Origin of the sequence: Ruegeria sp. HKCCA5763, from assembly GCF_013034545.1 — a bacterium.
Lineage (GTDB): Bacteria > Pseudomonadota > Alphaproteobacteria > Rhodobacterales > Rhodobacteraceae > Ruegeria.
On sequence record NZ_WQGF01000002.1, the window covers coordinates 209,362 to 229,177 of the forward strand.

The 19,816-nt window shown below is 58.6% G+C and carries 20 protein-coding genes; 9 read left to right on the forward strand and 11 right to left on the reverse strand.

From position 1 onward, the window contains the following. Positions 1-11 precede the first annotated feature (11 nt). Complete coding sequence (locus tag GOV89_RS05395; protein WP_171179887.1) at positions 12-1,373, forward strand: DEAD/DEAH box helicase; 1,362 nt, start codon at positions 12-14, stop codon at positions 1,371-1,373. Here GOV89_RS05395 and GOV89_RS05400 read toward each other — a convergent pair. The 3 genes from GOV89_RS05400 to GOV89_RS05410 are packed head-to-tail and all read right to left on the reverse strand — an operon-like array spanning position 1,370 to position 3,392. Further along, positions 1,370-2,272: an EamA family transporter gene (locus tag GOV89_RS05400; RefSeq protein ID WP_171237706.1), complete on the reverse strand. Its 903-nt coding sequence runs from the start codon at positions 2,270-2,272 to the stop codon at positions 1,370-1,372. The genes GOV89_RS05395 and GOV89_RS05400 overlap by 4 nt on opposite strands. Before the next feature lie 21 nt (positions 2,273-2,293). Further along, positions 2,294-3,196: a fatty acid desaturase gene (locus tag GOV89_RS05405; RefSeq protein WP_171234408.1), complete on the reverse strand. Its 903-nt coding sequence runs from the start codon at positions 3,194-3,196 to the stop codon at positions 2,294-2,296. Further along, complete coding sequence (locus GOV89_RS05410) at positions 3,189-3,392, reverse strand: DUF2061 domain-containing protein (protein WP_171234409.1); 204 nt, start codon at positions 3,390-3,392, stop codon at positions 3,189-3,191. Before GOV89_RS05410 ends, GOV89_RS05405 begins: the two co-directional genes overlap by 8 nt. Positions 3,393-3,500: 108 nt before the next feature. On the opposite strand from GOV89_RS05410, the gene GOV89_RS05415 reads away from it, so the two are divergent. Together GOV89_RS05415 and GOV89_RS05420 are read left to right on the forward strand one after the other, a co-directional pair. After that, positions 3,501-4,370 carry a helix-turn-helix domain-containing protein gene (locus GOV89_RS05415; RefSeq protein WP_171237707.1) on the forward strand — a complete coding sequence of 290 codons (870 nt, stop codon included), beginning with the start codon at positions 3,501-3,503 and terminating at the stop codon, positions 4,368-4,370. Between the two features lie 79 nt (positions 4,371-4,449). Next, complete coding sequence (locus tag GOV89_RS05420; RefSeq protein WP_171237708.1) at positions 4,450-4,632, forward strand: hypothetical protein; 183 nt, start codon at positions 4,450-4,452, stop codon at positions 4,630-4,632. A gap of 1 nt (position 4,633) precedes the next feature. Here the strand turns inward: GOV89_RS05420 and GOV89_RS05425 are convergent, their stop codons facing one another. Genes GOV89_RS05425 through GOV89_RS05440 form a run of 4 tightly spaced genes read right to left on the reverse strand, consistent with a single transcriptional unit; the run spans position 4,634 to position 8,156 of the window. Continuing rightward, on the reverse strand, positions 4,634-5,392 hold the full coding sequence (locus tag GOV89_RS05425; protein ID WP_171237709.1) for an SDR family oxidoreductase: 759 nt from the start codon (positions 5,390-5,392) through the stop codon (positions 4,634-4,636). After that, a complete protein-coding gene (locus GOV89_RS05430) occupies positions 5,389-6,855 on the reverse strand; it encodes a carnitine 3-dehydrogenase (RefSeq protein ID WP_171237710.1) in 1,467 nt (488 codons plus the stop codon). Before GOV89_RS05430 ends, GOV89_RS05425 begins: the two co-directional genes overlap by 4 nt. 8 nt (positions 6,856-6,863) lie before the next feature. Further along, positions 6,864-7,181 carry a hypothetical protein gene (locus GOV89_RS05435; RefSeq protein WP_171179873.1) on the reverse strand — a complete coding sequence of 106 codons (318 nt, stop codon included), beginning with the start codon at positions 7,179-7,181 and terminating at the stop codon, positions 6,864-6,866. Between the two features lie 60 nt (positions 7,182-7,241). After that, on the reverse strand, positions 7,242-8,156 hold the full coding sequence (locus tag GOV89_RS05440) for a 3-keto-5-aminohexanoate cleavage protein (RefSeq protein ID WP_171179871.1): 915 nt from the start codon (positions 8,154-8,156) through the stop codon (positions 7,242-7,244). A 132-nt stretch (positions 8,157-8,288) separates the two neighbouring features. Between GOV89_RS05440 and GOV89_RS05445 the strand changes: the two genes are divergently transcribed. Next, positions 8,289-9,275, forward strand: coding sequence for a GlxA family transcriptional regulator (locus GOV89_RS05445; protein ID WP_171179869.1), 987 nt, complete (start codon positions 8,289-8,291; stop codon positions 9,273-9,275). Positions 9,276-9,349: 74 nt separating this feature from the next. Here GOV89_RS05445 and GOV89_RS05450 read toward each other — a convergent pair whose 3' ends face one another. Genes GOV89_RS05450 through GOV89_RS05460 form a run of 3 tightly spaced genes read right to left on the reverse strand, consistent with a single transcriptional unit; the run spans position 9,350 to position 12,357 of the window. After that, positions 9,350-10,396, reverse strand: a complete 1,047-nt coding sequence (locus GOV89_RS05450; protein ID WP_171237711.1) for an aldo/keto reductase — start codon at positions 10,394-10,396, stop codon at positions 9,350-9,352. A gap of 31 nt (positions 10,397-10,427) precedes the next feature. Then, the gene (locus GOV89_RS05455; RefSeq protein ID WP_171237712.1) at positions 10,428-10,886 is read right to left on the reverse strand and encodes a DNA polymerase III subunit chi; all 459 of its coding nucleotides are present in this window, start codon (positions 10,884-10,886) and stop codon (positions 10,428-10,430) included. A gap of 4 nt (positions 10,887-10,890) precedes the next feature. Beyond that, positions 10,891-12,357 (reverse strand): leucyl aminopeptidase, encoded by a 1,467-nt coding sequence (locus GOV89_RS05460; protein WP_171237713.1) that lies wholly within the window; start codon positions 12,355-12,357, stop codon positions 10,891-10,893. Between the two features lie 229 nt (positions 12,358-12,586). Here GOV89_RS05460 and lptG point away from each other — a divergent pair, with 229 nt between their 5' ends. The 5 genes from lptG (at position 12,587) to rsmA (ending at position 18,976) form a co-directional block, all read left to right on the forward strand. After that, complete coding sequence (gene lptG, locus GOV89_RS05465; RefSeq protein ID WP_171234417.1) at positions 12,587-13,687, forward strand: LPS export ABC transporter permease LptG; 1,101 nt, start codon at positions 12,587-12,589, stop codon at positions 13,685-13,687. Further along, positions 13,687-15,843, forward strand: a complete 2,157-nt coding sequence (locus GOV89_RS05470) for an LPS-assembly protein LptD (protein WP_171179859.1) — start codon at positions 13,687-13,689, stop codon at positions 15,841-15,843. Before lptG ends, GOV89_RS05470 begins: the two co-directional genes overlap by 1 nt. Continuing rightward, positions 15,834-17,087 (forward strand): peptidylprolyl isomerase, encoded by a 1,254-nt coding sequence (locus tag GOV89_RS05475; RefSeq protein WP_171234418.1) that lies wholly within the window; start codon positions 15,834-15,836, stop codon positions 17,085-17,087. The genes GOV89_RS05470 and GOV89_RS05475 overlap by 10 nt, the downstream gene beginning before the upstream one ends. Beyond that, positions 17,084-18,049 carry a 4-hydroxythreonine-4-phosphate dehydrogenase PdxA gene (pdxA, locus tag GOV89_RS05480; RefSeq protein ID WP_171237714.1) on the forward strand — a complete coding sequence of 322 codons (966 nt, stop codon included), beginning with the start codon at positions 17,084-17,086 and terminating at the stop codon, positions 18,047-18,049. Before GOV89_RS05475 ends, pdxA begins: the two co-directional genes overlap by 4 nt. An 84-nt stretch (positions 18,050-18,133) precedes the next feature. After that, on the forward strand, positions 18,134-18,976 hold the full coding sequence (gene rsmA, locus GOV89_RS05485; protein WP_171237715.1) for a 16S rRNA (adenine(1518)-N(6)/adenine(1519)-N(6))-dimethyltransferase RsmA: 843 nt from the start codon (positions 18,134-18,136) through the stop codon (positions 18,974-18,976). Between the two features lie 52 nt (positions 18,977-19,028). Here rsmA and GOV89_RS05490 read toward each other — a convergent pair whose 3' ends face one another. After that, complete coding sequence (locus GOV89_RS05490; protein WP_171179851.1) at positions 19,029-19,607, reverse strand: DUF4167 domain-containing protein; 579 nt, start codon at positions 19,605-19,607, stop codon at positions 19,029-19,031. Positions 19,608-19,816 lie beyond the last annotated feature (209 nt).

Consider the following 19,816-nt stretch of genomic DNA (forward strand, 5'->3'; position numbering starts at 1 on the left):
ACCGGACTTACATGACAAAGTTTAACGAACTGAACCTGAACCCAAAGGTCCTCAAAGCCATTGAGGAAGCCGGATACGAAACCCCCACTCCGATCCAGGAAGGTGCGATTCCACCTGCTCTGGAAGGTCGCGATGTTCTGGGGATTGCGCAGACCGGCACTGGCAAAACCGCCAGCTTTACCCTGCCGATGATCACCCTGCTGGCCCGTGGTCGCGCCCGTGCACGCATGCCGCGTTCGCTGGTTCTGTGCCCGACACGGGAACTCGCCGCGCAGGTGGCCGAGAATTTCGACACATACACCAAGCACCTGAAACTGACCAAAGCGCTGTTGATCGGCGGGGTCAGTTTCAAGGAACAAGAGGCGCTGATCGACCGGGGCGTTGACGTTCTGATCGCCACGCCGGGTCGCCTACTGGACCATTTTGAACGCGGCAAGCTGTTGCTGACTGGTGTTCAGATCATGGTGGTGGACGAAGCCGACCGGATGCTGGACATGGGATTTATCCCTGATATCGAACGGATCTTTTCGCTGACACCGTTCACGCGCCAGACCCTGTTCTTCTCGGCCACAATGGCTTCTGAGATCGAGCGTATCACCGACACATTCCTGTCCGCCCCTGCCCGGATCGAGGTTGCCCGTCAGGCCACCGCATCCGAGACCATTGAACAGGGCGTCGTCATGTTCAAGGGCGGTCGCCGCGATCGTGAGGCCAGCAACAAACGCAAGGTTCTGCGTGCGCTGATCGATGCCGAAGGTGAGAAATGCACCAACGCGATCATCTTCTGCAACCGCAAGACAGATGTGGATATCTGCGCAAAATCGCTGAAGAAATACGGCTATAACGCCGCCGCGATCCACGGTGATCTTGACCAGTCGCAGCGCATGAAAACGCTGGACGGATTCCGCGATGGGTCGCTACGCCTGCTGGTGGCCTCGGATGTCGCTGCGCGTGGCCTGGATATTCCTTCGGTTAGTCACGTGTTCAATTTCGACGTACCTGGCCATGCCGAGGATTACGTTCACCGCATTGGTCGCACCGGTCGTGCCGGGCGCGAAGGCAAGGCCATCACTATTTGCTCGGGCCGCGATGAGAAGGCTTTGGATGCAATCGAAAAGCTGATCCAGAAAGACATCCCGCGCATCGACAATCCGGTCAAAGAAGAGCCCAAGCCTGAAAAACCCAAGTCTGAGAAACCGAAGCCCGAGAAAAGGGCCAAGGAACAGGAAGGCTCGAAGGACAACCGGAAAGAGCGCGAACCGAAAGGACGCGGTCGAGGCCGCAAGGCCGATAACGGTCCGGTTGTTGTGGGGATGGGTGATCATCTGCCCAGCTTTATCGCTCTTAGCTTTGATGAGCGTCGTGCTGGCTAAATTGCCAGCACCAGCGCCAGTATCGAAGGCCCCAATAAGGTCATTCCGGCGATCTCTCGCCGGGTGATCGTTTCGCGGAAGAACAATGTCGAGGCCATCAAGCTGAAAAGCAGTTCGATCTGCCCCAGCGCTTTTACATACGCTGCGTTTTGCAAAGTGAACGCCCAGAACCAGCAAAACGACCCGCCCAAACTTGTCAGCCCGACAAAGACTCCAGTAGATCGCGTTTGCCAGACTGCGATCAACTCGGACCGATCGCGCCACAACAGCCAAAGCCCCATGCTGAGGAACTGAAACGTCACAACGGCAGCCAAAGTGACCAATGCCCTGAACCATGCGTCCAAGTCGCCCAGTTGCAGCGAGGCGCCGCGATAGCTGACGGAGGAAAAGGCAAACAAAACACCCGAACCAAGCCCCAATTTTGAGGCCCTGTTGGTCAGATGCCGCCACAATGCCCCGTCACCACCGGGTGTTTTCGACAGCAGCAGAACTGCGGCAAGACCCAACAGAATAGCCACCAGCGCGCCCGCTGACACGCGATCCCCCAGAACTAGAAAGCCGACAATCGCGGTTTGAATCACTTCGGTTTTCTTGAAGGTGATCCCCACCGCGAAGTTGCGCTGTTTGAACAGCGCCACCACACAAATCGTCGCAAGTATTTGCGCCGTCCCGCCGATCACCGCGTATATCCAGAACAATGGGCTGAGCGTTGGCAGGATTGCCCCCGTTACCTGCAAAGCGACCAGCAACCCTGCGACGGCCAACGGCATGGAATAGGCAAAGCGCGCAAACGTTGCGCCAGCCGCAGATAGTTTCACGCTGCTCAGCGATTTTTGCAGCATGAAACGCACAGTTTGAAAACTGGCGGCGGCGATGGTGACAGGGATCCAGAGACTCATGCCACCCGTTGTGTCGTCAAATCAGGACTTTGGCCAGAGCGGATGCGGCACGGGGTCTTTCGCGCGCCACAAGTACTGCCGGAAAATCTGCGCATAAGACCGGTATACATATGCCTCATTACAAGCCAGATACTTGTCTTTTCCGTCCCGATACAGTTGTGGTAAGCGATACCACGGGGCGCTTGGGTTCATGTGATGAACCACGTGCAGGTTATTGTTCAGAAACAGAAATGCCAGGGGTCCCCGATCTTCGATGATGACTGTACGCGCCCGGGATTTTTCATGCGCGCGGTGCTCAAGGAACGTACGGATTTTCAGCAGCCCCAGCCCGATATAGGCTGAGATCAGATAGGCCCAGACCGGCATGGCCGACTGGGCAACAATCCACAGTACCACCGCCACACCCGGCAGGTGCAATGCCCAGGCCAAGAGGATATCCTTGTCCCAATGCCGCGCCCCCTGCCATTCGTCGCGCAGAAACAAAACCTGACCGATGGCCGGGCCCAATAACATGCGGCCAAGCAGAGTGTTGTTGATCGCCAGCAGCACTTGTAAACTGCGCGGCAATGTCGACCAGACCTTGGGGTCCAGATAGTTCGATTCCGGATCGTCGTAGGGGTCCGTCAACGCGGCATCTTGATGATGTGCCAGATGCAGATCCCGAAAGCGGTTGTACGGGATGAAAAGCGTGAGCGGCAGCACCATCAACGCCTCATTCAGCCATTTGGCTTGAAACGGGTGCCCGTGAAGGACCTCATGTGTCAGTGACGAATGCAGGGCCGCAACCAGGCCCAAGGCCAGCACCGCCAACCACAACGAAACATCCGTCAACCAGAACAACCCCGCAAGCCACGCCGCATAACAGGCCATGATCAGGAAAAACGTGCCCCATTCAGGGGATTGGGATGTGGGTCGCTTAGCCATTGCGCCCCCACGAGATGCCCGCCCACACCCTTTCGTAAATCACGTACATGGTCAGACCAATGGCGGTGTTCACCAGCGCCACAACCCCGCCTACAGTGGCCGAGCCCGTGGCAATCAGCCCTACAGCGGTCATGGTGACAAGCCCCATGACATTCCAAACGATTGCTTTCACGACAGATCTTCGCCGCGTTTCCATTCCGACCCTCAGTCTTTTTGCTTTTTTCAAAGAGTTACAAGTCGGTGGTTATTCTGAAAATTCTGAATATGATTAACAAAATTCATCAATTATGATATTTATCACCATATGCAGGAAAAAATAGACAAACGAGATCGCGCCGCGCAGTTTCGACTGCGACTTGCCCGCGCGATGGAACAACGGAACATCAGTCAAAGCGCGCTTGCGCGTGACATAGGGGTTGACCGCTCGACCGTATCGCAGCTTTTGACCGGGCATGGCGCGCGCCTGCCCAATGCGCATGTGGTCGGAGGATGCGCGGCTGCGCTTGGCGTTTCAGCCGACTGGTTGCTAAGCCTGTCCGACAGGCCAGAAAGCGCGGCCGAGCTTCTGGCCGGTTCCCTAAGCTTCACCGAAGCACCCCGCGCGCTGGTAGATGAAAAGATTTTCGAGTGGCACAAAGAAGCGGCCGGGTACAAGCTGCGCTATGTCCCAGCCACGCTGCCTGACATGCTCAAGACCCGCGCTGTGCTGGAATGGGAATATGCCCCGCATCTGGGGCGAACGGCGGATCAGGCGATCGGCGCCTCCGAGGACAGGTTGGCCTGGATGCGCAGTGCGCAGTCGGATTATGAAATCGCCATGCCGCTGTTCGAAATCGAGAGCTTTGCAAGCGCCACAGGGTATTACAGCGGCCTTAGCACGCGGGTACGGCTGGAACAGATCGACCACCTTCTGACACTTTGCGATCAGCTTTACCCCAGAATGCGGATCTATCTGTTTGATGCCAAAAGACTTTATTCCGCCCCGGTGACGATATTCGGCCCTCTGCTTTGCGTGTTCTACGCAGGCAGTCACTATTTGGCGTTTCGCGACCGGGACCGGATCGAAACATTTACCCGCCACTTCGATACGCTTGTACGCGAGGCAGACGTGACCGCCCGCAGCTTTCCCAACCATCTTCGGCAGCTCAGATCCATGATTTCAGAAGGCACATGATGCAGGCTTTGGAATACTGTGCTATGGTCCCTTGGCGCGAACCTTCGGGCATTCCGATCACAGACGGAGGACCACAGGAATGGACGCATTACAAACCGCTCAATACGCACGTGCCCTTTATGCCGCTCACGGAGACCGGGCCGAGGCCGAAGCTGCGCAGAAAATGCGTGAATGCGAGGCTGCCGGAAATCAGCAGGAAGCACAGGACTGGCAGGCCGTCCGCCAGAGCATCCGCCAGATCAGGGGGCCAAATCAGGGCTAAATCATAGTTTCGGGTCAGGATTGACCGTGTGGCCATCCACCGCGATGACCTGACCCGACACCAGCCGCGCCGCATCTGACGCAAGGAAGACGGCCATATTCGCTATGTCCTGCGCTTCGACAAAGCGCCCCATGGACGTACCCGAAGCATAGCCTTGGTACACCGCGTCGCGGGTCATGCCTTTGGCTTCTGCCTCACGGGCCAGAACACCCTCCATGCGCGGGCCTTCAACTGCGCCCGGGCAGATTGCGTTTGCGCGTATCCCATGCGGGCCCAGTTCCATCGCAAGTGTTTTCATCAATCCAATCACCGCCCATTTTGCCGAGGCATACGGCGCACGAAACGGATAGCCGTACTGACCTGCCGTCGACGAGGTCAGGATGATGCTTCCCGCCCGCGCCGATTTCATCAATGGCGCGGCATATTTGGCCGCCAGAAAAGCACCGTCCAGATTAACCGCAATGCAGGCGCGCCAAGCCTTCAGATCGATGTTTTCGATTGCCTCGGTTGGCCCTGCTATTCCGGCGTTGGCACACAGGGTGTCCAGCCCGCCTGCCTGAGACATAGCATCAAAGACGCCGCGCATATCAGCCTCATCCGACGCATTGGCGCAATGCGTCGTCCAAGGATCGGGCACAGAATTTAGCGCTGCCTGATCGATATCTGTAACCCAGACATCATATCCAGCCGCATCAAACGCCTCGGCCATGGCGCGACCGACACCGGACGCGCCAGCCGTTACCAACACCCTTCGGCTCATGAGGGCTTCCGAATAGCGGCCCCCGCGCCTTCGGGGTAAGGCAGCACGGACTGAGCTTCGGCAATACGCGCCATCGCCGCTTCGATTTCAGGGGACGGAGAGCTTGGACGCCGGGTCTCAAGACTGACATGCAGCAAGAAGCTTTCGCCTGTGGCCAGCAGTTTGTCGCCTTCATACATGCTGTGGAACACATGCAGCTTCTTGCCCTGCCCCAGCAACATCTGCGTGCGCACCTCGATCTTTGCACCCGCGTTGACCTCATCGATGTAACGAATGTGGTTTTCGGCGGTGAAGTAACTGCCGCCCGACGAGATGTACTCCATGTCGCAGCCGATGATCTCCATGAAGCGGTCCGTGGCGGCGGCAAAGGCCTCCAGATACTTCGCCTCATTCATGTGGCCGTTATAGTCCGTCCAATCCAGCGGGACGGCGCGCGACAGGGTCAGGATCGGCTGGCTCAGGTCCGCCTGATCCAATGTCGGCAAGGCACCCGGTTTCAACAGCGTATCATGCTGGTTCAGAACCGCGCCTGCCCCGTAATTCTGCGCCTTGAGCGCGCGCATCATCCCCACAAGGTTGTTGTCGCGAATGCGCTCCAGTTCGCGGATCGAATGCATGCCCGATTGCGCATCCGACTGGTCCGCAATCATATCGACCAGTTCTTCGGTGAACTCGGGCACATCCATCAGCTTTGTCCAGGGCCATTTCAACGCCGGGCCAAACTGCGCCATGAAATGGCGCATACCGGCTTCGCCGCCTGCCACGCGATAGGTCTCGAACAGGCCCATCTGCGCCCAACGGATGCCAAAGCCCATGCGGATCGCCTCATCGATTTCCTCGGTCGTCGCAATGCCGTCTTTGACCAGCCACAGAGCCTCGCGCCACACCGCTTCAAGGAACCGGTCGGCGATGTGCGCGTCGATCTCTTTCTTGATGTGCAGGGGGAAAAACCCGACCGATTTCAGCAACTCCTGCGCGCGTGCGACCATTTCGGGAGGGTTCCTATCGGTGGGCACCAACTCGATCAGCGGCAACAGGTAAACCGGGTTGAACGGATGCGTTACGACGATCTGTTCGGGGCGCAGCGCGCCCTCTTGCAATTCCGAAGGCTTAAAACCGCTGGTCGAAGACCCGATGATCGCGCCCGGATCGCAGGCCTCTTGCAGACCTTTGTAGACTTTCAGTTTCAGGTCCAAACGCTCCGGTACGCTTTCCTGAATCCAAACCGCACCTTCTACGGCGTCGGCCATTTCATCGTGAAAGCTCAATACGCCTTCGGGCGGCAATGGCACATCGCTCAGGCCTGGCAGAGACCGCCGCGCATTGTCCAGAACTTCGCCAATTTTGCGCTCGGCCTCAGGGTCCGGGTCGAACACCCGGACGTTCCAGCCATTCAGCAGGAACCGTGCAGCCCAACCGCCGCCAATGACCCCACCCCCGATGATTGCTGCCGTTTTTGTCATATCGTCCTCTAATCGATACAGATCACTTGCGCCTGCCCCGCCTCATCCAGATGTGGAATGCATCCGAATTTTGGCGTGACGGCACTGCATTGTTTGGTGTCCGACAGGCAGAACCCTGCACAATCGGAGGCTATTTTGCAGGGTGCCCCGGCGTCGGGCAAAGGTTCAAAGCAGATATACTCCCGGAGTCGCCCAGCCACCTCATATCTTCCGCCTTTGGCTTCGCACTGCTGGCGGGCCAACTCAACCTCTGTGGCTTGCGCTGCCCCTTCGCAGGGCAGGCATGCCATCAGTAGCGCCGCGCATATCACAACAACCGATCTCATGGTTATCATCCTTTTGCTGACGCTCCAGAGCCTTCGACCATGCCAGCGGCCGCAAGCAAATCATCCCTTTGGCGCGCGTTTCTCCAATCCCAACTTCTCACGCACTTCCTGCGGCCCAATAACCCGCGCGCCCATATTCTCGATGATGGTTCCCGCGCGTTCCACCAACTGCCAGTTTTCGGCCAGAACACCCTTGTCCAGCCACAAGTTGTCCTCGAGACCCACGCGCACGTTGCCGCCGGCCAGAACCGTCGCCGCAACGTAAGCCATCTGGTTCCGCCCCAATGAGAATGCGCTGAAGGTCCAGTCATCGGGGACATTGTTCACCATCGCCATGAAGGTGTTCAAATCGTCCGGCGCGCCCCACGGCACACCCATGCACAGCTGAACCAAGGCGTTGGGCTCCAGAATCCCCTCTTTCACCAACTGCTTGGCAAACCACAGGTGGCCGGTGTCAAAGGCTTCGATCTCGGGCTTCACGCCCATATCCGTCATCATTTGCCCCATAGCGCGCAGGGCTCCAGGCGTGTTGGTCATGACGTAATCGGCCTCGGCAAAGTTCATTGTGCCACAGTCCAAAGTGCAGATTTCGGGCAGACACTCGGCAATATGCGCAACGCGCTCCGACGCACCGATCATGTCAGTACCCGCTTCATTCACCGGAAACGGGCTTTCAACACCACCAAACACGATGTCCCCCCCCATCCCCGCAGTCAGGTTCAGAACAACGTCCACGTCGGCGTCGCGAATCCGGTCTGTGACCTCACGATACAGATCCAGCCGACGGCTTGGCGCACCGGTTTCGGGGTCACGCACATGGCAATGCACAACTGCAGCTCCAGCCTTAGCGGCAGCAATCGCGCTGTCGGCAATCTGCTGCGGCGAGCGCGGTACATGAGGGCTGCGATCCTGCGTTCCACCCGAGCCGGTCACGGCGCAGGTGATAAAGACATCGCGGTTCATTTCCAGAGGCATGGCGTTTTCCCCAAGTTATACCCGGTTTTGACCTGAGTTTTCCCCAGGCTTCTCCCCGGATTCCGATTTGCGTTACTTTCAACTCTGACGCAGCCTTGGGAAAACAACTTGGCAGAATGCGAATCGAACTTGATGCAATCCGCAAAAAACATACTGCAGCCCGAACATCGCGCCCTGAAAACGGCGGTGCTGGTACTTGATGACTGCAACACGCTCAGCTTCGCCTCGGCGGTCGACCCAATGCGCGCGGCCAACCGTCTGGCCGATCGCCCGGCCTTTGACTGGGACTACGTGACAGCGACACCCGAACCGGCAATGCTGACCAGCGCCTTGCAAGTGCCGGGTATCCCGCTGGCACGTCTGCAAGGCTGTGACCTAATGATCGTTGTGGCCGGGTTCCAACTGGCCCGTCACGCCACCCCCAGCCTGCTTGCGGGTCTGCGCCGGATCGCAGGTACTGGCGCAACAATGGCAGGCATCGATGGCGGCCCCTGGCTGCTGGCCGAGGCCGGGCTGCTTGACGGCCACGCCGCCACCACCCATTGGGAAGACCTGGAAAACTTCGCCTCGCGTTTCCCCGAAGTGGACGTGCGCCCCGACCGCTTCACCGTGTCTGACACCCGGCTGACATCCGGCGGAGCAATCCCGGCGGTCGAGATGATGCTGCACATCATCGCCGCCCGTCACGGAGCGGGTTTCGCGGCGCGCGTTTCGGGCTTGTTCCTCTACGAAGGCGCACCCGACCCTGCCAAACCGCAAAGCCGCACTGGCGCACCACACCGCCACACAGCTTTGACCGCCAAGGCCAATTCACTGATGCAGGACTCTTTGGATGACCCCTTGCCGCTTGCCTATATCGCAGACCGGCTGGGCACCAGCCCGCGTACGTTGCAACAACAGTTCCGTCTGCGCCTGAACACCACGCCGCAGGACCATTACTTGCAACTGCGCCTAGCCGAAGCGCGTCGCCTTGTCACTGACACCGACATGCCGCTGATGGATGTGGCGCTGGCCACGGGCTTTGCCTCACAATCCAGCTTCGCCCGTGCCTTTCGCACCGCACACGGCCAGTCCGCCCGCGATCTCAGACAAGAGCGCGCGCACCCCACCCATCACTGACCGGATCCAACTTCATCTGGCTAAAAATACCTCGGGGGAGCCGCCGAAGGCGGCGGGGGCAGCGCCCCCTGCCCTCAGTACGGCATTGGGTGCGCCTTATGGGCTGCATCCAACTCTGCCAGCACCTCATCTGACAACGTCAGATCCGCGCCAGCCAATACGTGTTCAAGCTGCTCAACCGTGGTCGCGCCAAAAATAGCCGACATCATGAATGGCCGCGTGCGACACCAGGCCAATGCCATATGCGTCGGATCCAAGCTATGGCGCGCAGCAACGTCCAGATAAGCCGCGACCGCATCAAACACCCGATCAGACTTGCGCCCGCCTAGTTCAGGTGAAAGCGACATGCGTGAACCGTCCGGGACGGCACCACCCTGATACTTACCCGTAAGCAACCCGGTACCCAAAGGCGAGAACGCCATCAGCCCGACATCTTCATGCACGCATAGCTCGGCCATATCCGTGTCAAACAGCCTGCAGAGCAGCGAATACTCGTTCTGAATCGACGCCACACGCGGCGCGCCCATCTTTTCGGCCAGACGCACCCACTGCGCCGTGCCCCATGCACTTTCGTTGGACAGACCAAAGGCGCGGATGTTGCCCTTGTCGACCTGAGCCTGCAACGCCTCCAGACACTCCTGCATGTTCCCCAAAACGTCATCGGTGTTGTGCCCGGTTGGCGCAAAATCCCAGTTCTGACGGAACATGTAGCTGCCGCGGTTCGGCCAGTGAAACTGGTAGAGATCGATGCACTCTGTCTGCAACCGCTTCAGCGACCCTTCAATCGCTTCGGGTATCGTCTTGCCTGTGATCGGCGCACCGTCACGCACAAAGGACAAACCCTCACCGGAATGCTTGGTCGCAAGAATGTAATCCCCACGCCGCGCCGCATTGGCCGCGTTCCAGTTGCCCAGAATCTCTTCAGTGCGTCCGATCGTTTCTTTTGAAACCGGGTTTACGGGATACATCTCGGCTGCATCCACAAAGTTGATGCCGGCATCCAGCGCCATATCCATCTGCCTGTGCGCATCGGCTTCGGAGGTCTGTGTGCCAAAAGTCATGGTTCCAAGGCATAGGTCGCTCACCATAATTCCAGTACGGCCCAAGGGCTTCATTTGCATCTTTCAAATCTCCTGAAAACGGCGTCGCCCGTCAGGCTTCGGCCTTCTTTTCCCACCGTCCGGATTCTTCCGACCAGTATTGCGCCGAACACCCCGCAGCGGTCAGCGATTTCCACTGCCCCCGCGCATGTTGAACGGCTATGTCGTCATTGCCATCGAACAGAATGCACACACGTTCCATCGCGGTGACTTCTTCCGCCTCGACCAGCGCTCCGTCAACGACCATGACACAGGACGCGCCATTGGCAGCTTTCGAACCCGTGGTCAGCAAAATCGGCTGCTCTGCGTCATGGGGGCCGCCTTCGCGGCCATGCGGCAGAAACCCGTCTTCGGGCCCCAGCCACAGCTTTTCATCCAGCCAGTCCATCCGCGCAGGGTCGGTGCCCCGCACGGCAATCTTCCACCCGGCCTGCCACGCCTTGTCCAGCAGAACCGGCAAGGTGTGTTCCAGCGGCTGGCGGGTCAGGTGGTAGAAATAGACAGCGCCCATCTGCTTACTCGAAATTGTCCTGCACAAACCGGCTCAGCGCGCGAACACCCCAACCGGTGGCGCCTTTGGGTGCATAAGATGTCTCAGCGGACACTGAGGCCACCCCCGCAATGTCCAGGTGAATCCAGGGCGTTTCTTCTTTGACAAACCGTTGCAGGAACTGCGCGGCGGTAATCGACCCCGCAGGCCGACCACCCACATTCTTCATGTCGGCAATGCGCGATTTCAGCAACTTGTCATAGGCATCGCCCAACGGCATCCGCCACGCGCCCTCGTCTTCGGCTTTGGCCGATTTCAGGAAGGCATCACAGAACGTGTCGTTGTTTGAGAATACACCGGCATTCTCGTGCCCTAGCCCGATGATGATCGCACCTGTCAGAGTGGCCAGATCTATCATGCCAACGGGGCTGAACCGTTCTTGCGCGTACCACATGACGTCACATAGAACCAAACGACCCTCGGCATCGGTATTGATGATCTCGACCGTATCGCCTTTCATCGATTTGACCACATCGCCGGGGCGCGTGGCATTGCCTGAGGGCATGTTCTCGACCAATCCAACCAGACCAACGACATTGGCCTTGGCCTTGCGCTTGGCCAGCGCGCGCATGGTTCCGGCGACAACACCTGCGCCACCCATATCCATGGTCATCTCTTCCATACCGCCCGCGGGCTTCAGCGAGATACCCCCGGTGTCAAACACCACACCTTTGCCAACCAGAGCCAGCGGCGCATCGCCCTTGTCACCCCCCTTCCAGTGCATGATGACCACTTTGGACGGGCTGTCCGAGCCCTGCCCAACGCTCAGCAATGTGCGCATCCCCAGTTCCGCAAGTTTGTCTTCGTCCAGAACTTCGACCTCAAGACCCAGTTCCTGCATCTCGACCAGACGATCGGCGAATTCGGTGGTTGTCAGAACATTTGCGGGCTCGTTGGTCAGATCCCGAGTCATACGTACACCGTCAGCAATTGCGTAAAGCGGGGCAAATTCGGCCTCGGCTTCGTCCGGTTTGGAATGACTGATCGTGACCGTGCCCAAGCTGTCGCTTTCTTTGGTCTTGTGCGCGTCAAAGTCGTAGCTGCGCAAAGCGATGCCCAAAGCAAGTTCGTCAGTGCGCACCTGATTGCCGACCATCAAAAGCATGTCTTTGCCGCCCGCCAGCTTGGCCAGCGCTGACCCTGCCTTGCGCGCTTCGTCCGCTTCCGGGCGGCGCGGCAGCACCAGAACGTCCAGCGCCTCGGCGGCCATTCCCGCGGGCCAGGCCAGCGAGATCACATCAGCGGCTTTGGCTTTTTCGAACGACCCACTTTCGACCAATCGCGCCACTGCCCCTTTTGTCAGGCGATTGGCCCGACGGGCAGCGGGGTTCATCTTGCCGTCGGACGGAATGATGATGACCACCCGGCCTTCGGCCTGCGCCATCGCATCCAAGTCGAACTCTTGAAAGAGGATCGGTACCAGACTGCTCATTGTAAACTCCTCAAACTCTGTTCCCCAAGACCTAGCCCGCGTAGCACCGCTTGACCAGATAGCAGTTTTCCCCGGGCCTCAATTGCATTAAGGTCTCGAAAAAATAACCGGCAGGCTCGGGGGAGAAAGACGTGGCACGAGAGGGCAGGCATAAGCCGTTGCGCAGGAATTTCCGCGCGCGCGCGGACCGCCCGTATGCCCGTTCTGCAAGCTTCGCGGGGTGTTGCCCGTGATCCTCGACCGTTATTTCGCCCGTCGTTTCATGCAGAGCTTTCTGGTCATTGGCGGCATCTTTCTGACCCTGATGATTCTCATCGACCTGATCGAACAGATTCGCCGGTTTGACGATTACGACCTGTCTTTTGGGCAGTTGCTGCAACTGACTCTTCTGAACACACCGGCAGCGATCAGCGAAATGCTTCCCCTGCTGATCATCCTGTCTACGATCGCTCTGTTCGTCGGGCTTGCGCGCACTTCAGAACTGGTGGTGACACGCGCGACCGGTCGCTCGGGTATTCGTGCGCTGGTGGCACCTGTGCTTCTTGCGCTGATCATCGGCGCGCTGGCCGTAGCCTTGCTGAATCCGATTGCCGCCGCAACTTCAGAAGAATTCCAACGCCTTTCAGATTCCTACAAGAATAACGGCAGTTCGGCCCTGTCCATCAGTAGCGAAGGGTTATGGCTGCGCCAATCAGCGGAAAACGGTCAAGCGGTGATCCATGCGCGCGGAACCTCTAACGGGGATTCGCTTGGGTTGGACGATGTGACCGTGATTACCTTCGCCCGCGATGGCAAACCCACCCAACAGATCATCGCTGATCGAGCCGAGTTGGAAGATGGCAGGTGGGTCTTGTCCAACGCCAAGATCTGGACCATGCAGGAAGGGCAGAACCCCGAAGCCAGTTCCGTTGTTCATGACCGCCTGGAACTGCCGACTTCGCTGACCCGCCAGCGCATATTGGATACGCTCGGGCAACAGGATTCCGTGTCAGTCTATGACCTGCCCCAACTGATCGCGGACCTGCGCGAGGCCGGCTTTTCGACCAAGCAATATGAGGTTTGGTTACAAGTTCAACTGGCACGCCCATTCTTTCTGGTCTCGATGGTCCTGATCGGAGCAGCCTTCACCATGCGCCACGTCCGATTTGGCGGCACCGGAATCGCGGTGCTGACAGCGGTCTTGCTTGGTTTCGCCGTCTACTTCGTTCGCAACTTTGCGCAAATCCTTGGGGAAAACGGACAATTGTCCACATATATCGCTGCCTGGGCACCGCCCTTTGCCGCTATTCTGCTCTCATTGGGCCTATTGCTTCACGCGGAGGATGGCTGATGCGGCGCCTCCTTTATGTTGTGTTGACCAGTGCAGTGACGCTTTCCGTGCCCGCTGTACTTGTGGCCCAATCCACCCCGACACAGGCACAAGACACACAGGCTCAGGAACAGCCAGCGCTGCTGGTGGCCGACAAGGTTTTTATTACGCCTGAAAGAAAGCTGGTAGCCGAAGGAAATGTCGAGGCCTTTCAGGGCGACATCAAACTGTCTGCCCAACGCATCACATATGACCGAGAAACAGGCGAACTGACGCTGGACGGCCCTATCCGCATCGATCAGGGCGGTCAGACAACGTTGCTTGCGGATTCGGGACAGCTGGACAGCGGTATTCAGAACGGTTTGCTGGTCGGCGCGCGCATGGTCTTTGAACAACAGGTCCAGATCGCATCTGTTCAGGCAAAGCGAACAGCCGGGCGTTACACGCAATTCAGCAAAGTCTCGGCCACCTCTTGCCATGTCTGCGCCAATGGCAGGCCGCCAATCTGGCAGATTCGGGCCCGCCGCGTCACTCATGACCAATTGGAACGGCAGTTGTATTTCGAAGGCGCGCAGCTTCGGGTGTTGGACTACCCTATCTTCTATTTTCCTTATCTGCGACTGCCCGACCCCACACTGGACCGCGCGACCGGTTTTCTTGTGCCATCGATCCGCAGCACGTCGCAGTTGGGAACAGGCGTGCAGATTCCGTATTTCTTCAAACTCGGGGACCACAAGGACCTGACACTGACACCTTATGTATCAGGCAAAACAACAACGTTGGGCTACAGATACCGCCAGGCCTTTGTGAACGGGCGTATTCAGCTGGAAGGCGCCTATACGCGCGATGACATTCAGCCAGACCAGGATCGCGGCTACCTTTTCGCAAACGGTTGGTTCAACCTAAAAAATGATTTCCGACTGACCTTCCAAGTGCAAACCACTTCGGACGACGCGTATCTGGTGGACTACGGCCTTCCTGACCCGGACCGTTTGCGAAGCGAAGTTGCTTTGGAGCGGATCAAACGTGATACTGCCTTCAAGACAAGCCTGATCTACTACAAAACGCTTCGAGAAAGCGAAAACCAAAACGAGATTCCGTCGCGTGTTTTCGATCTGAATTACGAAAAGCGTTTCTTTCCCAACGCGTTGGGCGGCGAAGTGCGATTGGCCTTTGTCGGCCATGCACATGAGCGTACCAGCGACGTGGATGTAATCGGCCGCGACATCGCCCGCGCCACGTTTGACGCCGAATGGCTGCGCAGCTGGACCTTCGCTTCGGGCCTACGCGCCGATGCAACTCTGGGCGCGTCCGTCGATACGTTTAACATTCGAAACGACAGCAACTTCCCCTCGCAAGTCACGCGTTCTACCCCCAGAGCTGCCCTGACCCTGCGCTATCCCACGACGCGACGCGAGCAATCCGGCGCAGTTCAATTCCTTGAACCCATTGCTCAGATCGGATGGACGCATGTCTCGGATACGGATGTGCCAAATGACGAGAGCACCTTTCAGGAGTTTGATCAGGGCAACCTGCTTGCGCTCTCTCGTTTTCCAGCAGAGGATCAGCGCGAAGATGGCGCGACCGGAGTCGTTGGTCTGAACTGGGCCCGTTACGGCGTGGACGGCTGGCAGGCCTTGGCCACCGTGGGTCAAGTGTTTCGGGCAGATGCCGATCCGAACTTCACTCTGACTTCGGGGTTGCAGGGCACCACATCAGATCTGCTGGTTGCCGGACAGATCAGAACCAACAATGGCTGGTCACTGAGTGGGCGTGGACTGATCGACAGTGATTTCAGCTTTGTCAAAGCTGAATTGCGCGGCGCATGGTCGAACGAGTTCGCGAGGATTTCCGGCAGCTATGTCTGGCAGGAACCCGATCCCGCCGAAAACATCGTCGATGAGATATCGGAAATTTGGCTTGTAGGCCGGTATCAGGTCGACGAGAACTGGCGGACAAATGCTCTGGCCCGCTATGATCTTGGCCAATCCGAACCGATCCGTCTGGGTTTGGGCGTGACATACCTCAACGAATGCGTGCAGGTTAACATGTCTGTAAGCCGGCGCTTTACTTCAACATCTACTATTGAGCCTTCGACAGAATTCGGCTTTACCCTGTCACTGACAGGGTACTCCGTCGAAGGCGGTGGCAAGACATACAAGAGAAGATGCAGTTGATATCAGGTTTCTCCAGGTTTCTTCGTTCCGGTTGGCTTAAACCGGCCGCGCCGGTTCTCACCGCCGCAGTTTTTGCAATTGCGGGCTCGCAGGCCGTGGCACAAAGCCTGTTTTCTCCTGCAATCCGGGTCAACCAAGACATCGTAACCTGGTATGAACTGGAACAACGCCTGCAATTTCTGAACGTGTTGGGCCTGCCTGGCGGCAGCGAAGCTGATGTGCGAGACGCTCTCATTGATGCGAAACTGCGCCAACAGGTCATGCGCGAGGCCGGCGTGCAGGCTACCCCCGAGGCCGTTCAACTGGGCATCGACGAGTTTGCGTCGCGAGGCCAGTTATCTTCAGAACAGTTCCTGAAATTGCTGGGCGAGTCGGGCGTTGACCCAGAAACCGTACGCGACTATGTGGCGGACCAGCTGGCCTGGCGCGACTATATCAGCTCACGCTATCTGTCTCAGGCCCGCCCCACTGAGGATGAAATTGACCGCGCTCTGGGGCAGACCGGAGGCGGTGGCCTTCAGGTCCTTTTGTCGGAAATTATCATCCCGGTGAACCAGCAAACCGTTGCTCAGACCGAGCTTCTGGCTCAGGAAATCTCGCGCTTGGAAGGCATTGATGCCTTTTCAGCCGCCGCCGCACAGTATTCGGCCGCAGCCACCCGAGATCAGGGCGGTCGGTTGGAATGGTTGAACATCACCGACCTCCCCCCCGCCCTGCAACCGGTCATCCTGCGTCTGCAAAACGGCGAGATTACCGAGCCGATCTCGCTGCCCAATGCTGTGGCCCTGTTCCAGATGCGTGGCCTGCGTGAAGTTGCAACTTCGGCGGCTCCAATCTCGACGCTGGATTATGCAATCTATTACATCGCCGGAGGGCGCAGCGCCGACGCTCTGTCACAAGCTGCACGCCTGAAGGAAGAGATCGACACCTGTGATGACCTGTACGGCATCGCCAAAGATCAGCCCTCCGAAGTATTGGAACGCATCGACGCCGCCCCTTCCCAGGTACCGCGTGACGTTGCCGTCGAATTGGCCAAGCTGGACCGCTTTGAGGTATCGACCAACCTCACCCGCAACAACGGCCAGACGCTGATGTTCCTGATGCTGTGCAATCGCACGCGCGATCTGGGTGAAAACACCTCGCGCGCGGATGTGGCAAACGCCCTAGCCCAACAGCGCCTTCAGGCATTTGCCGAAAGCCTGGTGGAACAGCTGCGGGCCGATGCCGTCATCATTCAGGAATGACACGTCCGATTGCGCTCAGCTGCGGCGAACCGGCCGGGATCGGCCCTGAAATCGCTGCCAAAGCCTGGGCCCAGCTGCGCGGCACTTGCCCGTTTTTCTATATCGGAGATGTCAGCCACCTGCCTGCTGACACGCCTGTCGCGCAAATCGAACACCCATCTCAGGCCGTTGCCTCCTGCGAGCAGGCACTGCCGGTCCTGCAATTGGATTTCCCGGCCCCCAACGTGCCCGGCCAACCCGACCCCGCCAACGCGCCCTCGGTGATTGATGCCATCGAAACGGGTGTTGAGTTGGTCAAAACGGGCGATGCAGCCGCGCTTTGCACCGCGCCTATCCACAAAAAAGCTCTGATCGACGGGGCCGGGTTCACCTATCCCGGCCATACCGAATTTCTCGCGGCCCTCTCTGGCACAAAAAGGGTCGTGATGATGCTGGCCAGCGATCAACTGCGGGTCGTGCCCGCCACTATCCATATTCCACTGTCTCAGGTCCCTGCGGCCCTGACCCCTGACCTACTGCGCGAAACGATTCAAATCACTGCGCGTGGCCTGCGTGACCGGTTCGGAATCGATAGCCCACGCATCGCCATCACTGGCCTCAACCCCCATGCAGGCGAAGGTGGCAAAATGGGCACCGAGGAAGGCGACTGGATTACTTCGCTTATAGCTGAACTTGATCCGGACGGAGCAACTCTTACAGGCCCCCACCCAGCGGACACTTTGTTCCACGCCGCTGCTCGCGCGCGTTATGACGCGGCCATTGCGATGTATCACGATCAGGCCCTGATCCCGATCAAAACGCTGGATTTCGACCGTGGCGTGAACGTGACACTCGGTCTACCCTTCATTCGCACCTCCCCGGATCACGGCACCGCACTGGACATTGCCGGGAAGGGCATCGCTACACCCACCAGCCTGATCGAAGCCCTGAAACTTGCCCGACGCATGGCTAATGGCACTTGACCCTTCACCTGGCTGAAAATACCTCCGCCGGAGGCAAAAAATCTCTGGCGTACTCCCTCCACCTTGCGTCACGGTAATTGGATCATGAGCGCTATCGACAATCTTCCCCCGCTGCGCGAGGTCATCGCAACCCATCAGCTTTCAGCACGCAAATCGCTGGGTCAGAACTTCCTGCTGGACCTCAACCTGACCGCCAAGATCGCCCGCCAGGCCGGGGACCTGACAGAATGTGATGTGCTGGAAATCGGACCTGGCCCCGGCGGCCTGACACGCGGGCTTTTGTCTGAAGGCGCGCGCAAGGTCGTGGCAGTGGAAAAAGACACGCGCTGTATCGCTGCCCTGAACGACATCGCCGCCGCCTATCCCGGACGGCTTCAGGTCATCAACGGCGATGCGCTGGAAATCAATCCGCTGGAATACCTTACACCGCCGATCCGTGTTGCCGCCAACCTGCCCTATAACGTGGGCACCGAATTGCTGGTCCGTTGGCTAACACCACCTGAGTGGCCACCATTCTGGCAAAGCCTGACGCTGATGTTCCAACGAGAAGTGGCTGAACGCATCGTCGCGCAACCCGGCAGCAAAGCGTATGGCCGTCTCGCCATCCTCGCCCAATGGCGGGCTGAGGCGCGCATCGCCATGTCGCTGCCCCCGGGCGCGTTCACCCCACCGCCCAAGGTGTCCAGCGCCGTGGTTCACCTGTCCGCCCTGCCCGATCCCCGCTATCCCGCCGATGCTGCCACCTTGTCCCGCGTTGTAGCTGCGGCCTTCAATCAACGCCGCAAGATGTTGCGAGCTTCATTGAAGGGCGTGGCCTCCAATATCGAAGACCGTTTGCTGGCCGCAGGCATACAACCCACGGAACGCGCCGAACAAGTCCCGCTGGAAGCATTCTGCGCGCTGGCCCGCGAAGTTCAAAAGACCTGAAAACAAAAAAGCCCCGGCTCTACCGGGGCTTTTGTTCAAACCGCTTTTTTGCTTATTCAGCCGCTTCCGGTGCGTCCCCATCGGTTTTGGGGGCATCTTCCGCCGCTGGCGCCGGTTTGGGCTTACGTGTGCGCGGTTTGCGCGCAGGTTTTTCCTTTTTCTCCTGTGCCGGAGGTTCGGCGCCTTTGCTTTCCGGTGTCTCGACCAGACCGCTTTCCGGCGTTGCCTCGGGCGCCGCAAAATCCATCACATCCGGCTGCGGCGCTTCGGCCGGGTCGGCCTGACGGGCGGCTTCGCGTTCCTGCCGTTCGGCGCGTTCGCGATCACGCTCTGCCTGGCGTTCGCGGTTTTGGCGCTCTTGCTCTTCCCGGCGGGCTTCCATTTCGCGCTGCGCTTCACTCAGCATCCGAAGATAATGCTCGGCGTGCTGCTGAAAGTTCTCGGCGGCCACGCGGTCATTGGACAGTTGCGCGTCACGAGCCAATTGGTTGTATTTGTCAATGATCTGCTGCGGCGTGCCACGCACCTTGCCCTCGGGGCCCGAGCTATCAAAAACACGGTTTACGACGTTGCCGCCGGAGGGACGATTGCGGTTATTCTTGGCCCGCGAGCGGGATTTGGAAGATCTCATCTTACTTTACGTCAGCCTTGTCAATTCGCTGTCGAACCACCCGTTTCTTGCACTGCTCTGAGGCGTTTGCCGTGACGGGATCTCGACTTTTTTGGGCTTGGCGTCAGGGGTGAGCTGCAACAGCATCAACCTCGCCGACTAATCCTGAGTAAACATGTCCTGAGCGCGCAGACAAGAGGAATCTCGGGTTTTCACCAGCTTTTTTAGTC